We start from the raw sequence: 24,000 nt of genomic DNA on the forward strand, positions 1-24,000 counted from the left end.
TTTTAGTACAATTGAATAATAAAGTCATTATTTAAAAGTAACTTAGAAAATTTTCTATTGATTTATTCATAGTATATAATAAAAAAAGAAGGCAATAAAAAAATTATAACCTTCTTAAGAAATGATTATTTCAATTGACCTATAGACCTTAATAATATAAATATATAAAAAATATTTCAACATGTTATAAATAACTGGTCATTTTATAAGTGAAATTGGAAATTAGATGCATGTTTTATAAAAATTTTATGAAAAAAACAATTAAAAATTGTAAAGAAAAAAGATATAATTAGAAATGTAGTAATAAATATTTTATTATAGGTAATAGAGTTTAGGTATCTTAAATAATATTTGGAGGAATATAGATGGAATCAATACCAAGAAGTGCAAAAGTAGAAGAATTTGATAAAGTACTAGAATTAATAAACTATGTATTTAGAATATCGAGAAATCATAAACCAACTATGATGGAGGAATTTCCTATTTTACTAAATAAAAATAATATAGAAAATATGATTATAATATCAGAAGATGATAAAGTGGTTTCTGATGTAAATTATCTAATTCAAGATGTATCTATTCAAGGAAGTAGGGTGAAGGTTGCAGCCATAGGTGGAGTATGTACTCATCCAGATTATGAAAAGAGAGGATATTCATCTAAGATATTGGATAAAGTAGAAGAAAAAATGTTTTATGATGGTGTAGATATTGTAATCATTTCAGGAACAAGAAGTTTATACAGTAGAAGAAATTGCAGTTTGATAAAAAGTTTCTACCAATATACAATAAAACCTGAAGATGTGAAAATACCATATGAAATAGTTGAATTTGATGAAACTAATTTTGAAAAAGATGATGATTTAGACAAAATGATTGAACTGTATAATCAAAATAGTACTAGATTTATAAGAACAAGGGATGAGTTTCAAAAATTATTGCATGCAGCAACTATTGCTTGGGGACCGATTGATTACAAAAAGATATTTATAAAAGAAAATAATGATGTAATAGGATACTTGATAATAAGAACAATAAAAAAAGAAGATTCTATTGTAGGAGAAGTGGCTGAAATAGGGTTAAATTCTGTAAATATTGAAAATGTATTGAAATATGTTACAAATAAATTTGGATTAGAATATTTAAATTATAAAGTACATGTGAGAAATCTTAAAGACCAGTTGAAATGTAATAGAACAAAATCTTTGGACTACCAACAAGGAACTATGAAAATAATAAACTTTACTAAGCTATGTGATAGTTTAAGAAGTTATTTTAATCAATATGTGGATTCTAAATTATTAAAATACATGGAATTTAAACAAGTTGAAAATAAATATATTATTAAGTACAAAGAGGAAGAACTCGTAATAGAAAGTTTGGATAAGCTTAATAAACTATTTTTTGAGAAAAATGAAGAGCAGTACAATGAATTTAAACATCTAAAAAATATACATGAATTTGCTACAAAGGCATTTCCTGTAGATTTTCCATGGACTGCGAATTTAAATTATCAATAATTGTTATACTTTTAGACTGTATTAAATAAAAGAGAATTAATACCTAAAGTGAGCTCTTATTAAATAACAGAAATTATTGGATATTAAAAAAAATTTTTGTAAGGAATTAGAAGGGATGAGTATTATATGGACATACTTGATGATATAGCAGAATGTATATTAAATATGGGTGTAGACAATATAGAAAATTTAGTAAAAATTGCTATAGATAAAAATATTGATGTGGAAGATATTTATGAATATGGTTTAAATAAAGGTATGATAGGAGCTTTAGATAAATTTGAGAATAAAGAATACTATCTTTCAGAAGTTATAGTATGTACAGACGCATTAAATAAAGGGATTAATCTTTTGAAAGGAACTGGAAAAGTAAAGAAAAAATCAAAGGGAGTAATTCTAATGTCTGTAGTAGAAGGAGATACTCATGAGATAGGAAAAAATATTGTAAAGGTAATGGTGGAAGCCACTGGATATAAGGTTATTGACTTAGGTGTAAATAGAAAAAGTGAAGATATAATAGAAGAAGCTATAAAAAACAATGTGGATATAATAGGCTTATCTTCAATGATGACAACAACGATGGAAAATATGAAATCAGTTATAGACGAGCTTAATAGGATTAATATAGATAAAAGACCAAAAGTAATAATTGGTGGTGGTCCTGTAAGTATGGAGTTTGCAGAAGAAATAGGAGCAGATGGATATAGCTCAAATGCTCCAAGAGCAGTAAAATTAATAAACAAACTTATAGGAGGTGAAGTTTAACGTGTTTTCAGATATGACTTTACTTCAATATATAAATAGTGAAGATAGAGGTTTTTTTCTTCCTGATATGGGTACAAATGGACTGTTTTTAATAAATAAAAAGGCATATGAAGTGTATGATAGTGTAGATTTACAATTAGAATTAGCAAAAACTATGGACAAGTATTTTGAATCAGACTTTATATACTCATTCTGTGATGGGATTACATTTTGCGAAACTCTGGGTTTAGAGACATTAAGACCAGATTATGATTTTCCAAGTGTGTTAACACATACTATAACTGACAGGGAAAAACTAAGAAAATTAGACGTTCCAGACCCTTATACAAGTGGACGTATGCCACTCAATATAGAAAGCTTATCACTTATATCAAAAAATATTAAAAAACCACTATATGAGTCGATACAAGGTCCATTTACACTTGCAGGTCAATTAGCTGGAGCTACACAACTTTTAAGATGCATAATAACTGACAAAAAATTTGTAGAAGAACTATTGGAATTTACAACTGAATTGGTAAGAAGATATGCCGTAGCTGCAAATAAAGCAGGAGCAAAATATATTTCAATAGCAGAACCAACATCAGTAACCTTAAGTAAAGATAGATTTGATGAATATATAGTAAAAAATTTAAATAAAATTTACGATGAACTTGATTGTTGGAAAGGTATGCATATATGTGGAGACACCAGAGAATTATTAGATAATATGTTAAGTTGTAATATAGATGCAGTAAGTTTAGACCAAATTTTAGACTATGAAGAAATTGCTCCAATGATTCCTAGAGATATAGTGTTGATTGGTAACTTGGACCCAATAAAACTTCTTGGACGTTCTAACCCAGATAAAATCAGAAGAGAGACACTAAAGCTGTTAAAGAAGATGAGAGGATACGATAATTTCTTATGTGATTTTGGATGTAACTGCTTAAATACCACTCCAGTAGAAAATTTACAAGCAGCTATAAAGGCAGGAAGAATTAGTTATAAAGAATTAGATAGGATTGATATTGATGAATTATAATAGTAATGAAAATGAATATCTTTTAGAGAATATAAATTTAGAAGATATTTTTATAGATAAGAACATTGTGCTAAAGTTTTTGGGGTATGGAAATAGAAAAGCACCCGATACAATTATTGAAATCGTGGAAAGAGAAATAAAAAATATAAATAATATTTTGGATATTAAGGTATATATAAGTGAAGTTGATATTGATAAAATGCCTAAAGAATGTAAAAAAGCATTTGCTATACTATATACAATAGGAGATAAAATTGACATCAAGATGAATGATTATATGAAAACTAGCAATATGATGGCAGGATTAGCACTTGACAAAATAGGTATAGTATATTTAGACTGTATTAATGAGAAAATAAAAATGTGCTTAAAAGAAAAATATGCTAGCTTCAACATATCACATGAGATATATCCGGGAGATAAAGATTTTGAAGTAGAGAGACAAAAGGATATTTATAACTATATAAAAAATAAATATAATAATATAGAAATAGAAATCAATGATTATCATCAACTATCTCCCATAAAAAGTGTCGCAATGCTTATTTTGATGGGTGATGAAGAAAATTTAGAATCAAGATGCAGTAAATGTCCTAGAAAATGTTTTTAGCCAGCTTTTAAGATTAAGATTTGTTTTGTGTGTAAATTGCAATAATTTTTTTGGTTATTTTATATCTATAAACCAAAAAAATTATTGCAAAATAATATTATATTTAATATGTATAGCTTTAAGAGTTACAGTAGTTTCTCCAATTCAAGAAGTGTATTTTTTCAAGGTCAAGCCAAAGTTTATCGCTTATATTTCTATATGATTTTATACACTTCTCGAAATTAAGTTCTAAATCAAATTCAGATAGAAGTCTTTTAAAAGCATGTGATTAACTCTTATTAAAATCAAACAAGATGTCATCTGAATCAAAACATATAAATTTATATGTTTTCATGGGTTTTATTCTTTTATAAGATGACTGCAAAAATTACTTTGCTTTCACTATTTGAATCATTTTGCCATTTATGTTTTGTTCCTAAAGGAATCTTTACACTATCCCCTTTGAATAAAGTAAACTCATCATCGTCCATAAAGAGCTTAACTTCTCCTTCCAGAACATATGCAATTTCATCTCCATTATGAGTAATTCTATCAACACAAGAAGAAGTATTTGGAGATAAATCCATAATTGCAAATTCTAAATTACCACTGTAGTCTGGAATTAAAATCTCATATACAACTTCTTTGCTTCCAGGTAAAATAACTCTTTTTCTACTATCATGTCTTACTATCAAGCTTTTTTTATCTACCTCAGATACAAAAAATGTAAATAAAGGAACGTTTAGGGAAGAGGCTATAGATTTTAATGAGTTTACAGATGGATTAGCAAGACCTCGTTCTATTTGGCTTAATAATGATGGTGTGACATCAGCTAGTTTTGCTAAATCTCGAATACTTAAGTTTTGTTTTTTTCGAACTTCAGCTATTTTTTGTCCTAAATTTAAATCATTCATATGAATATCCTCTCTTTTTAATTTAAAAAATATTAACTTAAAATAATCAAGTAAAAAGATTATATAGTATGAAATTATTATAACATATATAATGAAGTTTTGAAAAAACTATGTTCAATCTAATTGAATAAATTAAAATATAATTGACAAGTGAATACAGGATACTCAAAATATATTTAAATAAAATTAAGTAAAAAATAATTAACTTATGATAGGAGGGGATATTATGCAAATAACAACTTTTGGAGCTATGAATATATCACCATCAATTCTTATAGCTTTAGCATAAGGTGTATTAGCTGGAAGTTTAATAAAGACAGGGGTAGTAGATAAGATATCAGAACAGATTGTAAGAATATTTGGTGAAAAGAGAGCTTTGTTTTCGATTGCTGTCTCAATGATGGTATTATTAGCACCAATTTCAGGGGCTTCAATAGTAAATGCAGGCTCTAGTGTGTTCGAGCAATTACCACATGGCTCATTATTTCATACTAGTGCAGGTAGTATAAATATGGATATAGGAGAAAGATTTAGATTAATTCCATATGAAGCACTGATAGGAATAGTAATAACTACAATTTCAACATCTATTCAATTAATTTTACAATAAATATAAATATTTAATGAAAAAAGTAGGATTTTGTTATTAAATATTGAATTTATTATAGTAAAAAAGAAGATTGGAGTTTTAAAGTGAATAAAAAAAAGATAGTTATTATAGGAATTATTTACTCTTTTTTAGTGGTGTTTTCACTTACAAATATGTATGTAAATATGGAGTATAATCTAAATGTATTTGAATATATTGAGAAATCACTTCCATTTACAGAAGAAGAAAAAAAGTGGCTAGAAAAACACAAGCATTTGATTTATAGCTCTGACCAAAGTTCCCCTCCTTTGAGATATAAAGGTAAAGAAGATGGACAGTATAAGGGAATTATTGTTGATTTAATAAATTCTCTGTCAATTCAAATTGGTAGAGATTTTTATTTTAAACCAAATACTTGGTGGAAAGAATCTTTCATAAATTCAATAGATGATAGTATAAAGTTTTTTGACTTGATACCATCAAAAGAAAGGGCAAGTAAATTTATATTTACTGACCCAATATATACTTTGAGTGCAAATATATTAAAAGATAAAAAATCTCAAGATATAAATAGTTACATGGATTTAAAGGGAAAAACAGTAGCAATTCCAGAAGGTGACTATTCTATAAAATTTTTGAAGCAAAAAGTTCAAGACGTAAACATTCTATTGACTCCAGATATAAAGACTGGAGTCAAGCATTTGATATCGGGAAGTGCAGATGCAGTTGTTGGTGATGAACCAGTATTAAGATATTATATAAATAATTATGGACTTTCAAATAAATACAATGTTTTAAGTAATCCTATATATACTAAAAAGGCAGTTCTTGCTGTACCTAAACAATATGAAGCGTTGGTCAGTATTTTGAATAAAGGGATTTTTAAACTTCAGAAAAATGGAGTGTATAAAGACTTAAAGAAAAAATGGTACTCTACATATAATGGAGTTGATGATATATTATATGAGAGAGGAGTTACGCCTAGTATTTATCTTTTTATAGGTATAATTTTAATATCAATTTATTTTTTTTATAGCTATACATATTTGTTAAAGATAGAAATAAAAAGAAAAACAGAAGAGGTAATAGAAAATAAAAAAGCTTTGGAGGCAACCTTTAATAGCATCACAGATATAATAATGCTTGTAGATGAAAATAATAATATAGTAGAATCGAACAAAGTACTATATGATTTTATAGGCGAAATGAGTTATAAAATAGAAGATTTGATTAACATGATAAAAGGTATTATTGAAAATACCTTTTCTGAAAATACGCATAAAACTAGAGAAATAGAAATACACAATAAGATTTTAAAGATAAACACTTTTCCTGTAGAATATAAAAAAAATAATACTGGGTATATAGTAGTTCTTATTAAAGACATAACTAATGATAAAATAGTAGAGGCAAAATTACTTAGAGAAAACAAAATGATATCTATAGGGCAACTAGCTTCTGGAGTAGCACATGAGATAAGAAATCCTTTGGGCATAATAAGAAATAATTGCTATCTTTTAAAAGATAACGTTACAATAGAAGAAGTAAATGATTGTGTAAAATCAATAGAAAGCAATGTAGACAGAGCAAGTAACATAATAACCAACTTGCTAAATTTTGCGAGAATATCAGATGATAATTTAGAACATATAAATATAAGAAATTTTATTGAAAATATAGTGAAACTTCAGTATAAAATCTTACAGCTAAAGAATGTTGAAATAAAAATCGACTGTGATAATAATTTAGTATGTTATATAAATGGAGAATCATTAAAACATGTATTTATAAATTTAATTTCTAATGCAGTAGATGCAATACATCAAGATGGAAAAATTATTATATACTGTTATGCAAAAAATCATTGTTTGTTTATAGATTTTAAAGATAACGGTGAAGGAATAAAAGAAGATGCTCTGAAGGATATATTTAATCCTTTTTATACTACAAAGCCAATAGGCGAGGGAACTGGTTTAGGTTTATATATTACTTATAACGAGATTAAAAAGAATAATGGAGATATAAGTGTTGAAAGTAAATTGGGGATTGGAACTTGTTTTCATGTAAAAATTCCACTAAATAAAGAGGTGACTATATAATGAAAATACTAGTAGTTGATGATGAGTTAGAGTATGGAGCGGTAATGAAAAAAATTCTACAAAAGAATGGCTATCTTGTAGATATAGCACTAAGTGGTGAAGAAGCTATAAATATAATTAGAAAAGATAAGAATTATGATTTGGTTTTATCTGATGTTATGATGAAAAATATGGATGGAGTACAGCTATTAGATAGAATTAAATCTATTAATAGAAATATAGAAGTTATATTAGTTACAGGATATGGAAGTATTGAAAATGCAGTTGATGCTATGAAAAGAGGAGCTCTATCTTATTTTATAAAAAGTAACCCCATTGAAAATTTATTAGAAGAAATTGAAAAAGTAAAGGCGAAGAAAGCATCAGTTTCTATACAAAAAAATAATTTAGAATTTACTTTAGAATCTAAAAATAGAGATTTTAATGATATTATAAAAATAGCAGAAAAAGCTGCTTGTAAAGATGTTAATATATTAATTTTGGGGGAATCTGGTGTAGGGAAAGATATACTAGCTAGATATATACATAGTATAAGCCCAAGAAAGAATGAGATATTTGTGCCTGTAAATTGCTGCTCTTTTTCAGAAAATCTATTGGAATCTGAGCTGTTTGGACATGAAAAAGGCTCTTTTACAGGAGCAGTGGATAGTAGAAAAGGTAGATTTGAACTTTCGAATAAAGGAACTTTATTTTTGGATGAAATAGGAGATATACCTTTAAATGTTCAAGTAAAACTTTTGAGGACACTTGAGGACAAATCCATAGAGAAGATAGGAAGTAATAAATCCATTAAAGTTGACTTTAGGTTAATTTGTGCGATGAATAAAGAACCAAAAGTAGAAATATCAAGTGGAAATATAAGAGAAGATTTTTTTTATAGGATAAGTACAATAACAATAACTATACCACCACTAAGAAAGAGAAGGGAAGACTTAACTACTCTTGTAGAATTTTTCTTAAATAAGTATCAAATTGAACATGATAAAAAGATATACTCAATTGATAAGGAAGTAAAGGATTTTTTATTAAATTACAATTATCCAGGAAATATAAGAGAATTAAAAAATATAATAAATAGACTTGTAGTTTTAAGTGAAGAAGGTAGTTTATCAAAAGATAATTTAAATTTAATATCAAATAATGTGTATATAGACAATAAAATAAGTATTAGACCTTTAAGAGAAATAAGAAAAGAGTTTGAATGTGAGTATATTGAAAAGGTTTTATCTTTATGTGGAAATAATATTTCAAACACAGCTAAAAAATTGGAGATTAGTAGAAGACAATTAACTAACAAAATATCAGAATATAATATTAAGTGAGAAAAAAACTTCTCATTAAGTGAGAAGAAAATTTCTCAAACTATATTAAAAGATAAGCAGAAAACTTCTGTTTATCTTTTTTATTATAGCTTTAAAAATTAATATTTACAATAATTATTGGTAAATTCAATACTGATGTAATTTAAAAATTCAAATTTCTATGATATTAATACATAGAATATATATTTTAAATAATTGGCATAGAAAATGCTTTATATATTAATAAACGTAATAATAAATACTTTTAATTGCGATTAAATATATTAAGGGGGATTTTCATATGAAGCTAGAGCTAGGGAATATATTTATAAAAAACATTGAATTTGGAGAAAAGACAGAAGTAAAAGATGGAGTACTATATGTAAATAGCAATGAAATAGAAAAGATAGCATTAGAAGATGAAAGGATTATAAGTGTAAATGTTGAACTTGCAAGACCTGGTGAATCAATAAGAATAGCTCCAGTTAAAGACGTAATAGAGCCTAGAGTTAAAATTGGAGATGAAAGTAAAATATTTCCCGGAATTATAAATAAAGTGAAGACTGTAGGAAGTGGAAGAACTCATGTACTTTTAGGAGATTGTGTTGTGACTTGTGGAAATATAGTTGGATTTCAAGAAGGTGTAATTGATATGAGTGGTCCTACTGCTAAATATACACCTTTTTCAAAAACAAATAATATATGTATTGTTTTAAAAGCAAAGGATGGTATAGATACTCATGATTATGAGGAAGCAGCTAGAATTGCTGGATTAAAAATAGGTGCATATGTAGGTGAAGCAGGAAGAGATGTTGAGCCAGATGAAGTAGTTGTATATGAGACAAAATCATTATTAAAACAAGTAAAAGAATATCCAGACCTGCCAACAGTAGCATATATCCATATGTTACAATCACAAGGTCTTTTACATGATACCTATTATTATGGGGTTGATGCTAAACAAATAGTTCCCACATTTATGTATCCAACTGAAATAATGGATGGAGCTATAATATCTGGAAACTGTGTAGCACCATGTGATAAGGTTACGACATTTCATCATTTAAATAATCCAGTTATACATGACTTATATAAAAGACATGGAAAAGATTTAAACTTTATAGGTGTTATTTTGACTAATGAAAATGTATTCTTAGTCGATAAAGAGAGAAGCTCTGATATGGTAGCCAAACTAATAGAATTTTTAGAAGTTGATGGAGTTTTAGTGACAGAAGAAGGTTATGGGAATCCAGATACTGACCTAATGATGAACTGTAGAAAATGTAGCGAAGTTGGAGCAAGTGTAGTTTTGATAACAGATGAATTTCCTGGAAAAGATGGCAAGAGTCAGTCTATAGCAGATGCTACTAAAGAAGCAGATGCAGTTGTTTCTTGTGGTCAAGGAAACCTAGTGGTTCATTTCCCAGCAATGGAAAAAATTATAGGAACTTTAGATTATGTTGAGATGATGATAGGTGGGTATAAAGGATGCTTAAATGACGATGGAAGCATGGACGCAGAGCTACAAATTATAATAGCGTCAACTATAGCAAATGGTTATAATCATTTGACAGCAAGATATTATTAAATAAATATTTGAACATAGAGTTTTATTAGTGTAATCATTGATGTAATAACTATAAAGTGATTTGGAGGATTAAGAGATGAGTAAAATCAGAGTGGTTCATTATATAAACAATTTCTTTGCTGGTATAGGAGGAGAAGAAAAAGCAGATATTCCGCCAGAGAAAAGGGCTGGGGCAGTAGGACCTGGAATAGCATTTCAGAGTCAATTTAATGATGATGCAGAGATAATTTCAACTGTGATTTGTGGAGATACGTATTTTGGTGAAAATATTGAAAGTACAACTCAAGAACTTTTAAAAATGATAAAAGAAGAAAGTCCTGATTTATTTATTGCAGGACCAGCATTTAATGCAGGTAGATATGGAGTAGCTTGTGGGACTATTTGTAAGGCAGTTGAAGAAGAACTAAATATTCCTGTAGTTACAGGAATGTATAAAGAAAATCCAGGTGTAGATATGTTCAAGTTAGATTTGCATATAGTATCTACAGGAAATTCAGCAGCAAGTCTTAGAAAGGTAGTTCCAATAATGGCAAAACTAGGTCTTAAATTGGTTAGAGGTGAGGAAATAGGGTCTCCTGAAGAAGAAGGATATATAATGAGAGGAATAAGAAAAAATTTCTTCCATGAACTTAGAGGGTCTGAAAGAGCAATTGATATGTTGGTTAAGAAGATGAAAGGGGAAAACTTTGAAACTGAGTATCCAATGCCTGAATTTGATAGAGTTACACCTGCGAAGGCCATTAAAGATTTATCTAAGATAAAACTTGCACTAGTAACTTCTGGAGGGATAATTCCAATTGATAATCCAGATAAAATTGAATCTTCAAGTGCTACTAAATATGGAGTTTACGATTTAACAAATATGGATTCTATGTCAAATAAAGAATTTACAACTATACATGGAGGTTATGATAGAGCATATGTCCTTGAAAATCCAAATTTGGTTGTGCCATTAGATGTAGTTAGAGAGTTTGAGAAAGAAGGTATAATTGGAGAATTAGCAAATTATTTTATAACTACTACAGGAACGGGAACAAGTGTTGGTAATTCTAAAAGATTTGGTGAGGAATTTTCTAAGAAATTGTTAGAAGATAATATTGATGCTGTAATTTTAACATCTACATGAGGTACTTGTACTCGTTGTGGAGCAACGATGGTAAAAGAGATTGAAAGAGTTGGTATAGCAGTTGTTCATATTTGTACTGTAGTACCAATATCACTTACAATAGGGGCTAATAGAATTGTTCCAGCAGTAGGAATACCATATCCACTTGGAAATCCTAATTTAGGAGAAGAAGAAAGTAAAAAAATTAGAAGAAATATAGTTTTAAAAGCTTTAAATGCATTGACAGAAGATATAGAAGGTCAAACAGTTTTTGAATAATAAAAATATAACGTAACACTTAGATAAAAAAAGATGTTATAAAATAGTTTTTGAAACTTATTTTACAACATCTTTTTTTATTATTATATATTAATTATTTTTTAAATTTATATTTTTTGCATCAGATTTTCTAATAGCCAAATCAAATCCTCTAAATCTAATCACTATAGGGTCATTAAGAGGAGCTATTTTTTTCACTTCAACCTCAGTGCCATCTATTAATCCTAAAGCTAGAAGTCTCTTCATAAGTTTTTCATTTCCAACTACATTGTCTATAATTCCCTTTTGTCCAAGTTTTAAATTGTAAACAGTCATTATTAACACCTCCTAATGAAAATCATTATCAAACTTTATATTTATAATATATAACAAAAAGAGTAAATTGTCAATATATAACAAAAAAATAAACATACTAACTTAGTATGTTTATGAAAAATAATATACAGGGAATACTGATAGCATCTAGCAAAAATCCACTTACTAGCGGGACTACCAAAAATGCTTTTGGAGAATCACCATATTTTTGTGTCAAAGAGCTCATATTTGCTAAAGCGTTTGGAGTAGCTCCTATTCCATGTCCAATCAGACCACTTATTATGATGGCAGAATCAAAGTCTTTTCCAAGTACCCCAAAACAGATAAATATAGAAAATAGAATTATAAAGATTACTTGGAAAGTTACTATTAGGAGAATAGGAGGTAATAGTGTAGATAATTCAAATAAATCTATGTTCATAAGTGATAAAGTTAAAAAAATTCCTAATGAAATTTCTTTTAGAAAATTTATAAGTTTAAAATTTAATTTTAGTATATTTATCTTGTCATTCAAATTTCTAAAGATGACAGCTGAAAACATACAAGTTACAACAGAAGGTAAAAGAATGTTAAACATTATATAGAAGGATCTACTTATAATTTCTCCTGTATTTATACAAATAAATATGAGAAGAACTTGTTCCAAAAACACGGTAGGTGTTATTGGTTTAGAGAAGTCATTGTTTTTTATTCTATTCTTATTTCTAAAAAACTTATTTCTTAATTTCTTTAGATTTCTATTATACTTAGGACTCGATAAGTCTATATTTGATGAGGGTTTTAATTTATATTTATTTATTAAAAATCTAGCTACAGGAGCTCCTAATATACCACCTATAATAAGTCCTATTGTTGCAGAAGATAAACCAACTCCAACTGCTCCATCTACACCAAGATTTTCTATTGTAAGTCCAAATGCAGCTGAATAACCATGACCACCTTCCATAGACACATTCCCACACATGAGTCCTAAAAGAGGTTCAAGTTTTATAATTTTTGATATTGTAATAGCTAAGATATTTTGGCAAAATGCCAATACTCCACATAAAATCCAATATCTAAATAATACACTCCCGCCCTTTTTTATAAGACTTATGCTTATTTCAAGTCCTATTGTTGTAAAAAAGAAGGTTATAAAATTTGGCATTAAACTTCCACTTACAGATATATCTGCTATATTAAAATATTTAAGAAATAAATTTAAAAAACAAAATGATAGACCTCCTATTACTGGTGCAGGTATGCAGAAGTTATTTAAAAAAGTAATTTTATTTTTTAACAAATTACCAATTAAAAAAAATAATATGGATAGAGTTAGAGTTTGTATAGTATCAAAAGTTATGGTAAGCAAAATAAATCCTCCTTTGTGATTCAAAGTTTTAATTGTATAACTCAAATTCTTGTGTATTAGAATTTTATTATCGAATGTATATTAATAAATGTATATTAATAAATGTATATTAAAAAAAATCAGTAGATATAATTAGATAATCACAAATTAAAATATTTTAAAAAGATGTAATTTTTTTAGCATGAAAAACCTTAGTATATTGATATAATAGAAATAAGACTTAGAAACATATTGAGAATGTTATTTATAAGTATAGTAGGAGGATAAAATGTTTAAAAATTTACCTAAGATAGACTTACATTGCCATTTAGATGGAAGTGTTAGAGTAGAAACTATGTTTGATATAGCTATTAAGGAGAAAATAGATTTACCTTCAAATAATATTGATGAAATAAAAAAATTAGCAAAAGTTTCTTTTAATTGTACTTCACTTGATGAATATCTAGAAAAATTTGATTTGCCTTTAAAAGTAATGCAATCTAAGGAAAATTTAAAAAGAATTGCTTTTGAACTTTTGGAAGATGCAAATAAAGAAAATGTAAAATATATTGAAATTAGATTTGCACCATTACTTCACACCAAAAAAGGGATGAGTATTAAAAGTATAATTGAGAGTATAATTGAAGGAATTAGAGAAGCCGAAAGTATTTATGATATAAAAGGAAATTTAATATTAGGCTGTATGAGAACAATGACTTCAAAAGATGCATTGTTAGTAATTGAAGAAGGAAAATCGTTTGTAAATAAAGGCGTTGTCGCAGTAGACTTATGTGGACCAGAAAAAGAAGGGTTTTGCAAGGAATATGAGGATGTTTTTAAATTGGCAAGAGAATATGGATATAAAATTACAGTACATGCAGGAGAAGCCGCAAGTGGCGAAAATGTTTTAGATGCTATAAATATTTTAAAGGCTGATAGAATTGGTCATGGCGTAAAAATTAATGAGCATAAAAGGGCTTATAATTTAGTTAAAGATAAAAAAATATTACTTGAGTTATGTCCGACTAGTAATGTACAAACTAAGACAGTAGATTCTTATGAGACACATCCATTTTATAATTTTTATAAAGATAATTTACATGTAAGTATAAATACTGATAATAGAACTGTATCAGATATAAGCTTAAATTCAGAGTTAAATGTTATATTTGATACCTTTAAATTAGAATTAGAAGATTATAAAATAATTTATAGAAATACAGTGGAAGCTAGTTTTGCAGATAAGGAAACTAAAAAGTATTTAAATAGTTTAATTTAATAGATTAAACTATTTAAACTTTAAATCTACTCATTAAATCAACAAAAATATATCATAGTAGGATAAAAAATATGAAAGGTTATGAAAACATTGCTTATATTAAATTAGCTAAAAAAGAACTTGAAGAATGTAAGAAAAATTAATGAATAACTGGGATGAGTATGTAAAGAGTCTACCAGAAGACATCAATGATTTTGATTGGAGAACATTTCAATAAGAATATAGAGATTATTTAGATTTAGCTAAGTTTTTTCAACTAATGTCTGGAATAGGAGCATTTGTAGGATTTTATGTGAATGGAAAGTTAATTGACAAATTACATGAAACTGATGTGTCTGATTATAGATTGAAGATTAGGGAGCTTAAGTTATAAAAATTATAAGAGGCAAAATTAGTTATACAATATATCTATATATATTTAAATTTGCATTGATAAAAACAATTATGGATAAAAGGTAAAGCATGATAGAATCTAATGTAGAGGTTTGTATTTTAATGGAAAAATTTAGTTTTTAGTGTTTTAAGATACGAATTTAATTATGAAGAAGAGTAATTGGGAGGAATATTTTCATGTCAAATTTGCCAAAACAATTTGATAGCTTCAATGAGGCTAGACAAAAAGGATTTATAAATGCAAAAGAACTTAAGGAAAGTGGGAAAAAGATGGTTGGAGTTTTCTGTACGTTTACTCCAGTTGAAATTCCAATGGCAGCTGGAGCAACTGTAGTAGGAGTATGTGGTGTTAGTGAAGAGCCAATACCTGATGCAGAAAGGGTACTTCCAAGAAATCTTTGCCCTTTGATAAAATCAAGCTATGGGCATGCGATAACAGATACCTGTCCATATTTCTATTTTTCTGATTTATTAATAGGAGAAACTACCTGTGATGGCAAGAAAAAAATGTATGAAGAGCTTGCAAAAGTTAAGCCAACATATGTAATGCATTTGCCAAATACTTCAAAAGGTGAATTTGCCTATAAACTTTGGAAGGATGAAATGGTAAGATTAAAGGATGAGGTTGAGAAATCTTTAGGTGTGACTATAACTGAAGAGGATATAAGAGTTGCTATAAAAGATAAAAATGAAGAAAGAGAACTTTTAAAAGAGTTCTATGCACTTGGTAAATTACAACCATCTGCACTTACAGGTCTTGAGTTACATAATGTTTTATATCAAGCAGGTTTTAAATTTGACCGTGCAGAGCTTAAACATTCTTTAAGAAAAGTTATAGATGATATGAAAGAAAGATACAAAAAAGGCGAATGTCCAGTTAAAAAAGATAAACCAAGGATACTAATAACAGGTTCCCCTATTGGTGGAATAAGCGAAAAAATAGTTAAAACTTTAGAAGATGCGGGGGCATCAGTTGTGGCATATGAACTTTGTGGGGCTATTAGGTCGAATGATTTATTGGTTGATGAAGAAACAGAAGATGTGTATGATGCTCTTGCACAAAAGTATATAAATATAGGTTGTTCTTGTATGATGAATAATGATAATCGTATTGAATTATTAGATAGAATAATAGATGAATATGATGTAGATGCAGTAATAGATGTAGTTTTACAAGCCTGTCATACATTTAATATAGAAAGCTATAGAATAAAAGAGTTTGTCACAAAAGAAAAAAATAAACCATTTATGTCTCTTGAGACTGATTACTCAAAATCAGATACTGAACAATTGAGAACTAGATTTGAAGCATTTGTGGAGATGTTGTAGAGATAGATAAAAGTAGGAGGAACTATGTTTAGTATAGGAGTGGATTCAGGGTCAGTTGCAACAAAAGGTGTGCTATTTGATGGTGAAAAAATTGTTAAGAAATTAATTATACCAACTGGATGGAGCCCTAAAAGTACATCTAAACAGGTCTATGAGTTGCTAAGTAGTGAAATTGATAAAAAAAATATAAAAAAAGTAGTAGGTACAGGTTATGGAAGAGGAGTAATGGATTTTGCTGATAAGAAAGTAACAGAAATAACTTGTCATACTAGAGGCGTTTACTTTTTAAATAAGAGCATAAGGACTATTTTAGATGTAGGTGGTCAAGATAGTAAAGTTATAAATTTAGATAGAGATGGAAATGTATTTAATTTTATAATGAATGATAAATGTGCTGCAGGAACTGGTCGATTTTTAGAGATTACTTCTAACCTTTTAGGAAGTGATATAGAAAGTATTGATACATTAGCTAAAGGACATGAAGCAGTTAATATATCTAGTATGTGTACGGTTTTTGCTGAGTCTGAAATTGTAAGTCTTCTAGCTCAAAATATTTCTACTGGAGAGGTAGCAGCAGGGATACTTAAATCTATTGCAAATAAATCTACTTCGATGCTAGCAAGAGGTGAGGTAATAGATGAAGTTGCATTTACTGGAGGGCTTGCAAAAAGTAAAGAACTAGTAAAAATGATAGAAGAAATATTGGATAAAAAAATTTTTATTGCAGAAGATACTCAAATAATAGGAGCTTTAGGAGCTGCTGTAATAGGGTTTAGATAAAAATATATAAAAAATAAAATAAGAAACTGAATTTATCTTAAATAAATTCAGTTTTTTATTTTATTTTGTTTATTTTTAAAGGAAAACTTTGGTATAATTGATTTAAATGATTGTATATTTGTAAATACTTGATATTTAGCCATATATAACATTAAAATTTTAAAAATTAGCTCGTAGCAAGGGGGAGAAAATGTGAAAAAATTTACTTCAAAAAAAGTAGTAAGGTTTGTTGCACTATTTTTAATATCTATTTTAGTAATGTTAACAATTCCTGTATCAGCTGACAATAGCAATACATTGAATCAGATAAAAAGGGCAGAATACAGTGAAACTTATAAACAATATTTAAAGGATGTTAAAAATGGACGTACAGAAAAGTATAATGGGATTATACCAAATCCATATAAATTGGAAGGGACTCAAATTCAAAGTAAAGGAAGAACAGCTCCAATATCTTATGACCCTAGAAAATTAGGTCTTATGACATCAGTAAAAAATCAAGAAAATTTAGGAATATGCTGGGATTTTGCTGCAATGGCAACTTTAGAAAGTTTCTTGAAGTTAAATAATTATGGAGACTACGATTTATCAGAAGAACATTTAAGATGGTGGGCTTCAGATGGTGGATATGGATGGTCTGTAAATGACATGGATGGTGCTTTAAATTATGAAGCTATGGGATATTTAACATCTTGGTCAGGTCCTAAATTAGAAAAAGACATTCCATATAATGGTGAAGTATCTAAAGCACAAGGAGCTACAAAACCAACTAATATGGATACAGCACCAACTGTTTTTAATGTGACAGATGCTGTGTGTGTAAGTAATGATATGAATTCTACAAAAAATGCTATATTACAGTATGGAGCAGTAACATCTAGTTATTACGAAGATATTAAATATCAAAGTGAAGACCAAAATTCATATTATTGTCCAACAAAAAGTTTTAATACAAATCATGCTATTTCAATTGTAGGTTGGGATGATAACTATTCTAAAGACAATTTTAATACAAAGATTAAACCATCAAAAAATGGTGCTTGGCTAATAAAAAATAGCTGGGGAGATTATAATTCTGAAGATGGATATTTCTGGATATCTTATGAAGATAAGACACTTATGTCTGATATAGATAACTTTTCAATCAAAGGTGGTCAAAAACCAAATGATGATAAAAAGATGTATCAACATGACTATGCAAGTATTGTTCCTTTAGTCTCAAATAAGATAACAGCCGCAAATGTGTTTGATTTCAATAGAGGTGATGAGACTCTAAAATCTGTAATGTTTTTAACTGAAAGTATAGGTGCTAAATACGAAGTATATTATGCTCCAGTAGTAAATAGTATACCTCAAAAAAATAATATGAAAAAGTTAAAAGAAGGTACTGCCCAATATTCAGGTTACATAACAGTTCCAATTGGTTCTTTTGAGATACCAGAAGGAAAGGGAGCAATTGTAGTCAGTATAGAAGCAAAAAATGGAGAGTCAACTATAGGTTCTGAATCAAATGTACCAGGATATGATACATTTAAGGCTAAAGCTAATTTAGGTGAGAGTTATATTATAGATAGTACTGGAGAATTCTTTGATATAAACAGAGACAGCAACTTCTACCCATGTAACTTTACTATAAAAGCTGTTACAGAAAAGTCTTCTGGTGAGAGTATTCCAAATGAGTCTTTAATTGGTAGTGATAGATATGAAACTGCTATTAAGGTTAGTCAAAATGGTTTTAGTTTTTCAGAAAATGTAGTTTTAGTAAATGGTAATTCAATAGTAGATGCATTGGCAGCAACTCCTTTTACATCTGCTATAAATTCACCAATATTATTGACACAAAAAGAAGCTTTAAATTCAAAAACTAAAGCTGAAATACAGAGATTAGGTGCTAAAAAAGTATACTTAATAGGTGGAGAAAATTCCATAAGTAAAGAAACTGAACAGCAACTAAAAAATTTAAACATATCAACAGAGAGAATATCAGGAAGTGATAGATATAAGACAAGTTTATTATTAGCTCAAAAACTAAGTCACATAAAGAATGTATCTCAAATAGCAGTTGTAAATGGAGTGAAGGGATTAGCTGATGCAATTAGTGTAGGTGCAGCAGCAGCAGAAAATAATATACCAATTATACTTGCAAATGAAAAAAGTGAATTGCAAGGAGCTGATGAGTTTTTAAATTCATTAAACATAGAGAAATCTTATATCATTGGAGGAACAGCATCCATATCAAACAATCTAGAAAGTAAGTTGAAAAATCCAATTAGATTATCTGGTAGCAGTAGGGATGAAACTAACTCAAAGATAATAGATAATTTTTATAAAAAAGATACCTTAAAAAATGCATTTGTGGTTAAAAATGGAATTAAAAATCAAAATGATTTAATAGATGGATTGTCAGTTGGTCCTTTAGGAGCAAAAACTGGGTCACCAGTAATTTTAGTTGGTGATAAATTAGCCGATGGCCAAAAAGAAGTTCTTAAAAATAAGTCTTTAGAAAAAGTAACTCAAGTTGGTGGAGGAGCAAATCAAAATGCATTTAAAGAATTAGTAAAACTAAAAAGTGCTAAATAAGATGCTTAAATATTAGTATATACTAGTATGTATTAGTAACTTAACTAATCTCAATAAAAGCTGAAAATAATTACTTTAAATTATTGTTAAATAAGATAATCAATGATTGTAAAGTTTTGTTTTCAGCTTTAAATTTGTGTATATAAGTTTAAAAACATAAAAAAGGGTTACTTTATATAGAAAATCTTACATTTTATATATAAATAACCCATATTTAATTAACTTTTTATAGTGTTCTAATAGATATTATTGAGTTTAATGGTAAATATAATGTGTAAGTTTCATTTAAAGTTGGATTAGATTCGTCTATATATCTTGAGCAAAGTGTAATTGATAAGCTGTCTGCTTCTATAATTTCACCATATAGAGGGCAACTGCTAAAATAAGAATGTACTTCAACGTATTTGTTTAAGTTTTCTTGAACATAATCGTAAAAACGGTTTTTTGTAGTAGTAGCCATAAAATCAACTCCTTTGTTTTTTATTAAAAACGAAATATTTAAAAAGATGAATATGATTACCTCTATTAGAAACTAAGTTAAAAAATAAGCAAATAGATATGAAAATTAGAATAATATATTATTTATATTTTAATTATAACACTAGATAATAAAAAATGCTATAGAAAATTCAGAATTTTCGAAAGTTTTTAAGTTTATTTTTAAATATACTAATAAAATTATTGACATTAAACAAAAAAAGTAATATATTGACTATATAAAATGTTTTAGTCAAACTGGGGGGAGAAAAGATGCCTAAATCATATTCTGATAAAGAAAGAGAGTATATAATAAAAAGACTTAAAGAAGAAGCAAGATTGTGTATGGATAAATATGGTATTAGAAAGACTACTGTTGATGAGCTTGTAAAACGAGTAAAAATACCAAAAGGAACTTTTTATTTATTTTTTCAATCAAAAGAATTACTCTTTTTTAAGGTGTTGAGAGACATGCATGATTCTATACAGAAAGAACTTTTATATGAAATAGAGAGACTAGATGAAAGCATTACATGTGAACAATTGACAGATATACTTATGAAATTTTATAGGATGGTTGATAGTACTTCAATTTTAAACCTCATAGTAAATGGAGAATTTGAGATATTAGTTCGAAAGTTACCAGATTATATGATTGAAGAGCATTTTAAACATGATGATTTTGAAATTGAAGAGATTATATCTCGCATACCAAATGCAAAAAATAAAGATATAGAAAGCTTTAGTGGAGCGTTTAGAGCAGTTTTTCTTACTACGTTATATAAGCGTGAAGTTGGAAGGAATTGTTTTGAAGATGCTTTAAGATTAATGATAAATGGATTGGTTATACAACTTATGGAATAGAGTTCAAATTTTGTTTTCTAATAACTTTTAATAAAAATTATTAACAAACAAAAAAATTAACTTTTATTGACTATATGATTAAAATAGTCAATAAAATGAAAAGATGATATGAAATGGTTAAAATTGATAATTTATCATTTAGTTATACAGACAAAGGTTTTTTACAAAATATTAATTTTAAAGTAGGAAAAGGAGAAATAATAGGATTTTTAGGTCTATATAGTGCTAACTGGTACTAGCATAAAGGGGTGAGAGTAGCGACCATAGGCTACAAACAAAAACAGGTGGGGTGGCAACACTTAGTGGAGATACTCAAATATACTGTCTATTGTCGGGGTGTTTGTAGACTGTGTTAAATCACAAGTAGAGTATTTACTTGTACCAGTCCAACGTTGTGGGAACGTAACCCACCAATCCTATTGGGTTTGATATATGGAAAGTAACCACGGACAGTAGTTCGTGGGTAACTGTGTCCAATTACAAAGCCTTTAGGTTTGCATTAAAAAAACAAATAGTCAATAACAAAAATAAATAGGAATAACAAAATTCGACAAGCCCCTTCTGGCTTGGCATATTGAGAATGCGTTAGCAACAACTGAAAACCGTAGGTTGAAGGCGTTAGTAGCCGTTAGGCTTAATAAAAGGAAGGTGAAGATTATGAAAGATTTTTCAATTAAAAATACCATTAAAGAACAAAGAAAAGAAATTGTTAGATAGATATGTTGAAGGAGAATTGGAGATAAGAGAAATTCAAGATATAGTGCTTAATTTTTATAAGAGAATTATGGTGATGAAGAAGGTATTGAAAAAATGATGGATGAAATAATAGACCAAAATATAGATGCTTTGAAAAAATTATCTGAATGATATGAGGTGAACCAATGTACATTGTTGCAAAAGAAATTGACAAAGTAGGTTGCATTGCATCAGAGGTAGAAAGTGGAGAAAGGATAAGTGCATTGATTGAATATTTATCATTGACAATGCTTGATAAAGGAATTGAAATTATCGTTTTAGATAAGCCAAATATGTATGGAGAATATGATCCGTATAAGTTTTTAAGCGAAGTTGACTTTGTATGTAGTGTTTTATCAATGAAACATTAGTGGTCTAAATAGACCACTTTTGGTATGTAGGTTTTTAATGCCTCGCAGAGCTTACCACTTTGCCAACGTAGTGCAAAGTATAGTAAGTTAGTTAGACTTATATGTATAAATATGCTATTCTTGATTATTTATAATCAAGAATTTCTATAATATGGATATATCTATATTATAGAAGGTTTATTTGTATGTATAAGTCTTTTTTCTATAAAACTTTAAAAAGAGTATTAAAATTTTATGATATAGAAAGGAGTTTAAGAGTATGGCATTTTTTGTTTGTCATGTAGCAAAGTATTCTATAAACAATATAGTGGGTATTCAAAAACATAATCAAAGATAAAATAAATCTTATAGAAATAAAGATATTGATATAACAAAGAGTAGCAAAAATATAGATTTTGAAAACAAAGCTAGAATAAAATATTTAGAAAAAATAGAAGAAATTATAAAAGAAAGTAGGAAAAAAGGAAAAGTTATAAGAAAAGACGCAATATTAATGTGTGAGAGTGTAATTTCAGCAAGTCCAGAATTTTTTCTAGGTATAGATCATAAAGACAAAGAAAAATATTTTAAATACTCATATGAATTTTTGAAAGATAGATATGGTGAAAAAAATATAGTTTCTGCTACAGTACATTTTGATGAAACAACACCTCACATGCATTTTAATTTTGTTCCAATAACTTTTGATGGAAAATTAAGTGCAAAAGATATAGTAACAAGAATCGAATTAAAAAAGATACAAGATGAATTGCCTAGATTTTTACAATCAAAAGGATTTGATATAAAAAGAGGTCGTGAATATAGTGAAGCAAAGCACATGCAACCAGAAGATTATAAAAAACAACAAATTCAGGAACTTAAAGAATTAGAAAATAAATTAGAATATGTAAAAAAACTATTTAAAGACTTTGAGAAGCCTTTAAATAGTTTTAATTATAACCTGTAAATGTTAAAAAAAACCTTATAACAGGCAAAGAAACGGTATATAAGAATGATTATGACGAGATAATAGATATACTAAAAGGAACAATGAAAGAAAATCTAAAACTTAAAGAAAAGTTACATAATGAGCAGTTGAAAACAAGAAATTTAGAAGTTAAGTTAAATATAATAAATGAATATGAAATATTGACTTATGAAAAAGAAAAAAATTAAAATTGGAAAAGGAAGAATTTGAAGAACAAAAACAACTAATATCTGAACGTGAAAAAAATATTGAGAAAGTACTAGAAAATAAGAATAAAAATAACAAAAACATTCTTGATGAAAAGGAAATAGAGAGAAATGAGTTAGAAAAACAATATAAAAATTTATCAAGAAAATATAATCATTCAATCAAGAAATATGAAAAAGAGATTGAAGAACTTAGCAAAAATTGTATATATATCATTTTTAATAGGTCTAGTATCAAAGAGATATAAGAAAATGACACATATAGGTTTAAAGATGCTAATAATTTTATTAAAGAATTAAATAAACTTTGTTTCTATAGGAATGAAACAAGAGAATTAGGGTTTCAAATGTCATTTTAAACTAATGTAAAAGGTTTTTTTTGGAAAAGAATATTATTCTTGGACAATATAGAGATATAGACTTAAAGCGTGAAACTATCAATATAAACAAATCTATATACATTCTCAGATTTGGGGCTGTAAGTAAATTTGTTTTTACACAAATCTACTTACAGCCCCAAATCTTAATAATAAAGTAGTTTCTAAAGATTTATTTAAATAGTACAAGTAAAATATAGCAAAAAAGCAGTAGATTCAATTCTACT

The 24,000-nt window shown here is 27.6% G+C and carries 22 protein-coding genes and 2 pseudogenes; 20 read left to right on the top strand and 4 right to left on the bottom strand.

Annotation, left to right across the window (positions count from 1 at the left end; genetic code table 11):
* The first annotated feature begins 365 nt into the window (after nt 1–365).
* The 4 genes from IR152_RS04300 (at nt 366) to IR152_RS04315 (ending at nt 3,916) form a co-directional block, all read left to right on the top strand.
* Nucleotides 366–1,517: a GNAT family N-acetyltransferase gene (locus tag IR152_RS04300; RefSeq protein WP_227450573.1), complete on the top strand. Its 1,152-nt coding sequence runs from the start codon at nt 366–368 to the stop codon at nt 1,515–1,517.
* Nucleotides 1,518–1,643: 126 nt separating this feature from the next.
* A complete protein-coding gene (locus IR152_RS04305) occupies nt 1,644–2,282 on the top strand; it encodes a B12-binding domain-containing protein (RefSeq protein ID WP_227450574.1) in 639 nt (212 codons plus the stop codon).
* 1 nt (nt 2,283) lies between these two features.
* On the top strand, nt 2,284–3,306 hold the full coding sequence (locus IR152_RS04310) for a uroporphyrinogen decarboxylase family protein (protein WP_227450575.1): 1,023 nt from the start codon (nt 2,284–2,286) through the stop codon (nt 3,304–3,306).
* The gene (locus tag IR152_RS04315) at nt 3,296–3,916 is read left to right on the top strand and encodes a hypothetical protein (protein ID WP_227450576.1); all 621 of its coding nucleotides are present in this window, start codon (nt 3,296–3,298) and stop codon (nt 3,914–3,916) included. Before IR152_RS04310 ends, IR152_RS04315 begins: the two co-directional genes overlap by 11 nt.
* Nucleotides 3,917–4,263: 347 nt before the next feature.
* Here the strand turns inward: IR152_RS04315 and IR152_RS04320 are convergent, their stop codons facing one another.
* Entirely contained in the window at nt 4,264–4,809 is a 546-nt protein-coding gene (locus IR152_RS04320) for a helix-turn-helix domain-containing protein (RefSeq protein ID WP_227450577.1), read from the bottom strand.
* 376 nt (nt 4,810–5,185) lie between these two features.
* On the opposite strand from IR152_RS04320, the gene IR152_RS04325 reads away from it, so the two are divergent.
* The 5 genes from IR152_RS04325 to grdF all read left to right on the top strand — a co-directional run bounded on the left by IR152_RS04325 (nt 5,186) and on the right by grdF (nt 11,770).
* Nucleotides 5,186–5,419, top strand: a complete 234-nt coding sequence (locus IR152_RS04325) for a hypothetical protein (RefSeq protein WP_227450578.1) — start codon at nt 5,186–5,188, stop codon at nt 5,417–5,419.
* 83 nt (nt 5,420–5,502) lie between these two features.
* Entirely contained in the window at nt 5,503–7,497 is a 1,995-nt protein-coding gene (locus IR152_RS04330; RefSeq protein WP_227450579.1) for an ATP-binding protein, read from the top strand.
* Nucleotides 7,497–8,819, top strand: coding sequence for a sigma-54-dependent transcriptional regulator (locus IR152_RS04335; protein ID WP_227450580.1), 1,323 nt, complete (start codon nt 7,497–7,499; stop codon nt 8,817–8,819). Before IR152_RS04330 ends, IR152_RS04335 begins: the two co-directional genes overlap by 1 nt.
* A gap of 280 nt (nt 8,820–9,099) precedes the next feature.
* The gene (gene grdG, locus IR152_RS04340) at nt 9,100–10,386 is read left to right on the top strand and encodes a sarcosine reductase complex component B subunit alpha (protein ID WP_227450581.1); all 1,287 of its coding nucleotides are present in this window, start codon (nt 9,100–9,102) and stop codon (nt 10,384–10,386) included.
* Nucleotides 10,387–10,462: 76 nt separating this feature from the next.
* Complete coding sequence (grdF, locus tag IR152_RS04345) at nt 10,463–11,770, top strand: sarcosine reductase complex component B subunit beta (RefSeq protein WP_227450582.1); 1,308 nt, start codon at nt 10,463–10,465, stop codon at nt 11,768–11,770.
* Between the two features lie 90 nt (nt 11,771–11,860).
* On the opposite strand, the gene IR152_RS04350 is transcribed toward grdF, so the two are convergent.
* Together IR152_RS04350 and IR152_RS04355 are read right to left on the bottom strand one after the other, a co-directional pair.
* The gene (locus IR152_RS04350) at nt 11,861–12,085 is read right to left on the bottom strand and encodes a FeoA family protein (protein ID WP_227450583.1); all 225 of its coding nucleotides are present in this window, start codon (nt 12,083–12,085) and stop codon (nt 11,861–11,863) included.
* 97 nt (nt 12,086–12,182) lie between these two features.
* Nucleotides 12,183–13,436: a sodium/glutamate symporter gene (locus IR152_RS04355; RefSeq protein WP_227450584.1), complete on the bottom strand. Its 1,254-nt coding sequence runs from the start codon at nt 13,434–13,436 to the stop codon at nt 12,183–12,185.
* A gap of 268 nt (nt 13,437–13,704) precedes the next feature.
* Here IR152_RS04355 and add point away from each other — a divergent pair, with 268 nt between their 5' ends.
* The 5 genes and pseudogenes from add (at nt 13,705) to IR152_RS04380 (ending at nt 19,776) form a co-directional block, all read left to right on the top strand.
* Entirely contained in the window at nt 13,705–14,694 is a 990-nt protein-coding gene (gene add, locus IR152_RS04360) for an adenosine deaminase (protein ID WP_227450585.1), read from the top strand.
* A 229-nt stretch (nt 14,695–14,923) separates the two neighbouring features.
* Nucleotides 14,924–15,067, top strand: a pseudogene (locus tag IR152_RS04365) (EcsC family protein); the annotation flags it as partial.
* 197 nt (nt 15,068–15,264) lie between these two features.
* Nucleotides 15,265–16,416: a double-cubane-cluster-containing anaerobic reductase gene (locus IR152_RS04370; protein WP_227450587.1), complete on the top strand. Its 1,152-nt coding sequence runs from the start codon at nt 15,265–15,267 to the stop codon at nt 16,414–16,416.
* Nucleotides 16,417–16,440: 24 nt separating this feature from the next.
* Nucleotides 16,441–17,196, top strand: coding sequence for an acyl-CoA dehydratase activase (locus tag IR152_RS04375; RefSeq protein WP_227450588.1), 756 nt, complete (start codon nt 16,441–16,443; stop codon nt 17,194–17,196).
* 192 nt (nt 17,197–17,388) lie between these two features.
* Complete coding sequence (locus tag IR152_RS04380) at nt 17,389–19,776, top strand: cell wall-binding cysteine protease Cwp13 (protein WP_227450589.1); 2,388 nt, start codon at nt 17,389–17,391, stop codon at nt 19,774–19,776.
* A gap of 226 nt (nt 19,777–20,002) precedes the next feature.
* On the opposite strand, the gene IR152_RS04385 is transcribed toward IR152_RS04380, so the two are convergent.
* On the bottom strand, nt 20,003–20,236 hold the full coding sequence (locus IR152_RS04385) for an ATPase (protein WP_227450590.1): 234 nt from the start codon (nt 20,234–20,236) through the stop codon (nt 20,003–20,005).
* Nucleotides 20,237–20,526: 290 nt separating this feature from the next.
* Here IR152_RS04385 and IR152_RS04390 point away from each other — a divergent pair, with 290 nt between their 5' ends.
* The 6 genes and pseudogenes from IR152_RS04390 (at nt 20,527) to IR152_RS04405 (ending at nt 23,644) form a co-directional block, all read left to right on the top strand.
* Nucleotides 20,527–21,117, top strand: coding sequence for a TetR/AcrR family transcriptional regulator (locus IR152_RS04390; protein WP_227450591.1), 591 nt, complete (start codon nt 20,527–20,529; stop codon nt 21,115–21,117).
* A gap of 113 nt (nt 21,118–21,230) precedes the next feature.
* Nucleotides 21,231–21,356, top strand: coding sequence for a hypothetical protein (locus IR152_RS19930; RefSeq protein WP_255624431.1), 126 nt, complete (start codon nt 21,231–21,233; stop codon nt 21,354–21,356).
* A gap of 642 nt (nt 21,357–21,998) precedes the next feature.
* Complete coding sequence (locus IR152_RS04395; protein WP_227450592.1) at nt 21,999–22,223, top strand: DUF6718 family protein; 225 nt, start codon at nt 21,999–22,001, stop codon at nt 22,221–22,223.
* Between the two features lie 349 nt (nt 22,224–22,572).
* Nucleotides 22,573–23,169: pseudogene (gene mobV, locus IR152_RS04400) on the top strand (MobV family relaxase); the annotation flags it as partial.
* An 83-nt stretch (nt 23,170–23,252) separates the two neighbouring features.
* Nucleotides 23,253–23,378, top strand: a complete 126-nt coding sequence (locus IR152_RS19935; protein ID WP_255624432.1) for a hypothetical protein — start codon at nt 23,253–23,255, stop codon at nt 23,376–23,378.
* Between the two features lie 2 nt (nt 23,379–23,380).
* On the top strand, nt 23,381–23,644 hold the full coding sequence (locus tag IR152_RS04405) for a hypothetical protein (protein WP_227450593.1): 264 nt from the start codon (nt 23,381–23,383) through the stop codon (nt 23,642–23,644).
* Nucleotides 23,645–24,000 lie beyond the last annotated feature (356 nt).

Origin of the sequence: Clostridioides sp. ES-S-0108-01, assembly GCF_020662285.1 — a bacterium.
Classification (GTDB): Bacteria; Bacillota; Clostridia; order Peptostreptococcales; family Peptostreptococcaceae; genus Clostridioides.

What these genes read in the sequence shown, in the direction of transcription:
- IR152_RS04335 (WP_227450580.1), top strand. Translation starts at nt 7,497, where the DNA reads ATGAAAATACTAGTAGTTGATGATGAGTTAGAGTATGGAGCGGTAATG.
- IR152_RS19930 (WP_255624431.1), top strand. Translation starts at nt 21,231, where the DNA reads ATGGTTAAAATTGATAATTTATCATTTAGTTATACAGACAAAGGTTTT.
- IR152_RS04390 (WP_227450591.1), top strand. Translation starts at nt 20,527, where the DNA reads ATGCCTAAATCATATTCTGATAAAGAAAGAGAGTATATAATAAAAAGA.
- IR152_RS04385 (WP_227450590.1), bottom strand. Translation starts at nt 20,236, where the DNA reads ATGGCTACTACTACAAAAAACCGTTTTTACGATTATGTTCAAGAAAAC.
- IR152_RS04320 (WP_227450577.1), bottom strand. Translation starts at nt 4,809, where the DNA reads ATGAATGATTTAAATTTAGGACAAAAAATAGCTGAAGTTCGAAAAAAA.
- IR152_RS04300 (WP_227450573.1), top strand. Translation starts at nt 366, where the DNA reads ATGGAATCAATACCAAGAAGTGCAAAAGTAGAAGAATTTGATAAAGTA.
- IR152_RS04375 (WP_227450588.1), top strand. Translation starts at nt 16,441, where the DNA reads ATGTTTAGTATAGGAGTGGATTCAGGGTCAGTTGCAACAAAAGGTGTG.
- IR152_RS04315 (WP_227450576.1), top strand. Translation starts at nt 3,296, where the DNA reads ATGAATTATAATAGTAATGAAAATGAATATCTTTTAGAGAATATAAAT.
- grdG (WP_227450581.1), top strand. Translation starts at nt 9,100, where the DNA reads ATGAAGCTAGAGCTAGGGAATATATTTATAAAAAACATTGAATTTGGA.
- IR152_RS04305 (WP_227450574.1), top strand. Translation starts at nt 1,644, where the DNA reads ATGGACATACTTGATGATATAGCAGAATGTATATTAAATATGGGTGTA.
- IR152_RS19935 (WP_255624432.1), top strand. Translation starts at nt 23,253, where the DNA reads ATGAAAGAAAATCTAAAACTTAAAGAAAAGTTACATAATGAGCAGTTG.
- IR152_RS04350 (WP_227450583.1), bottom strand. Translation starts at nt 12,085, where the DNA reads ATGACTGTTTACAATTTAAAACTTGGACAAAAGGGAATTATAGACAAT.
- IR152_RS04370 (WP_227450587.1), top strand. Translation starts at nt 15,265, where the DNA reads ATGTCAAATTTGCCAAAACAATTTGATAGCTTCAATGAGGCTAGACAA.
- add (WP_227450585.1), top strand. Translation starts at nt 13,705, where the DNA reads ATGTTTAAAAATTTACCTAAGATAGACTTACATTGCCATTTAGATGGA.
- IR152_RS04395 (WP_227450592.1), top strand. Translation starts at nt 21,999, where the DNA reads ATGTACATTGTTGCAAAAGAAATTGACAAAGTAGGTTGCATTGCATCA.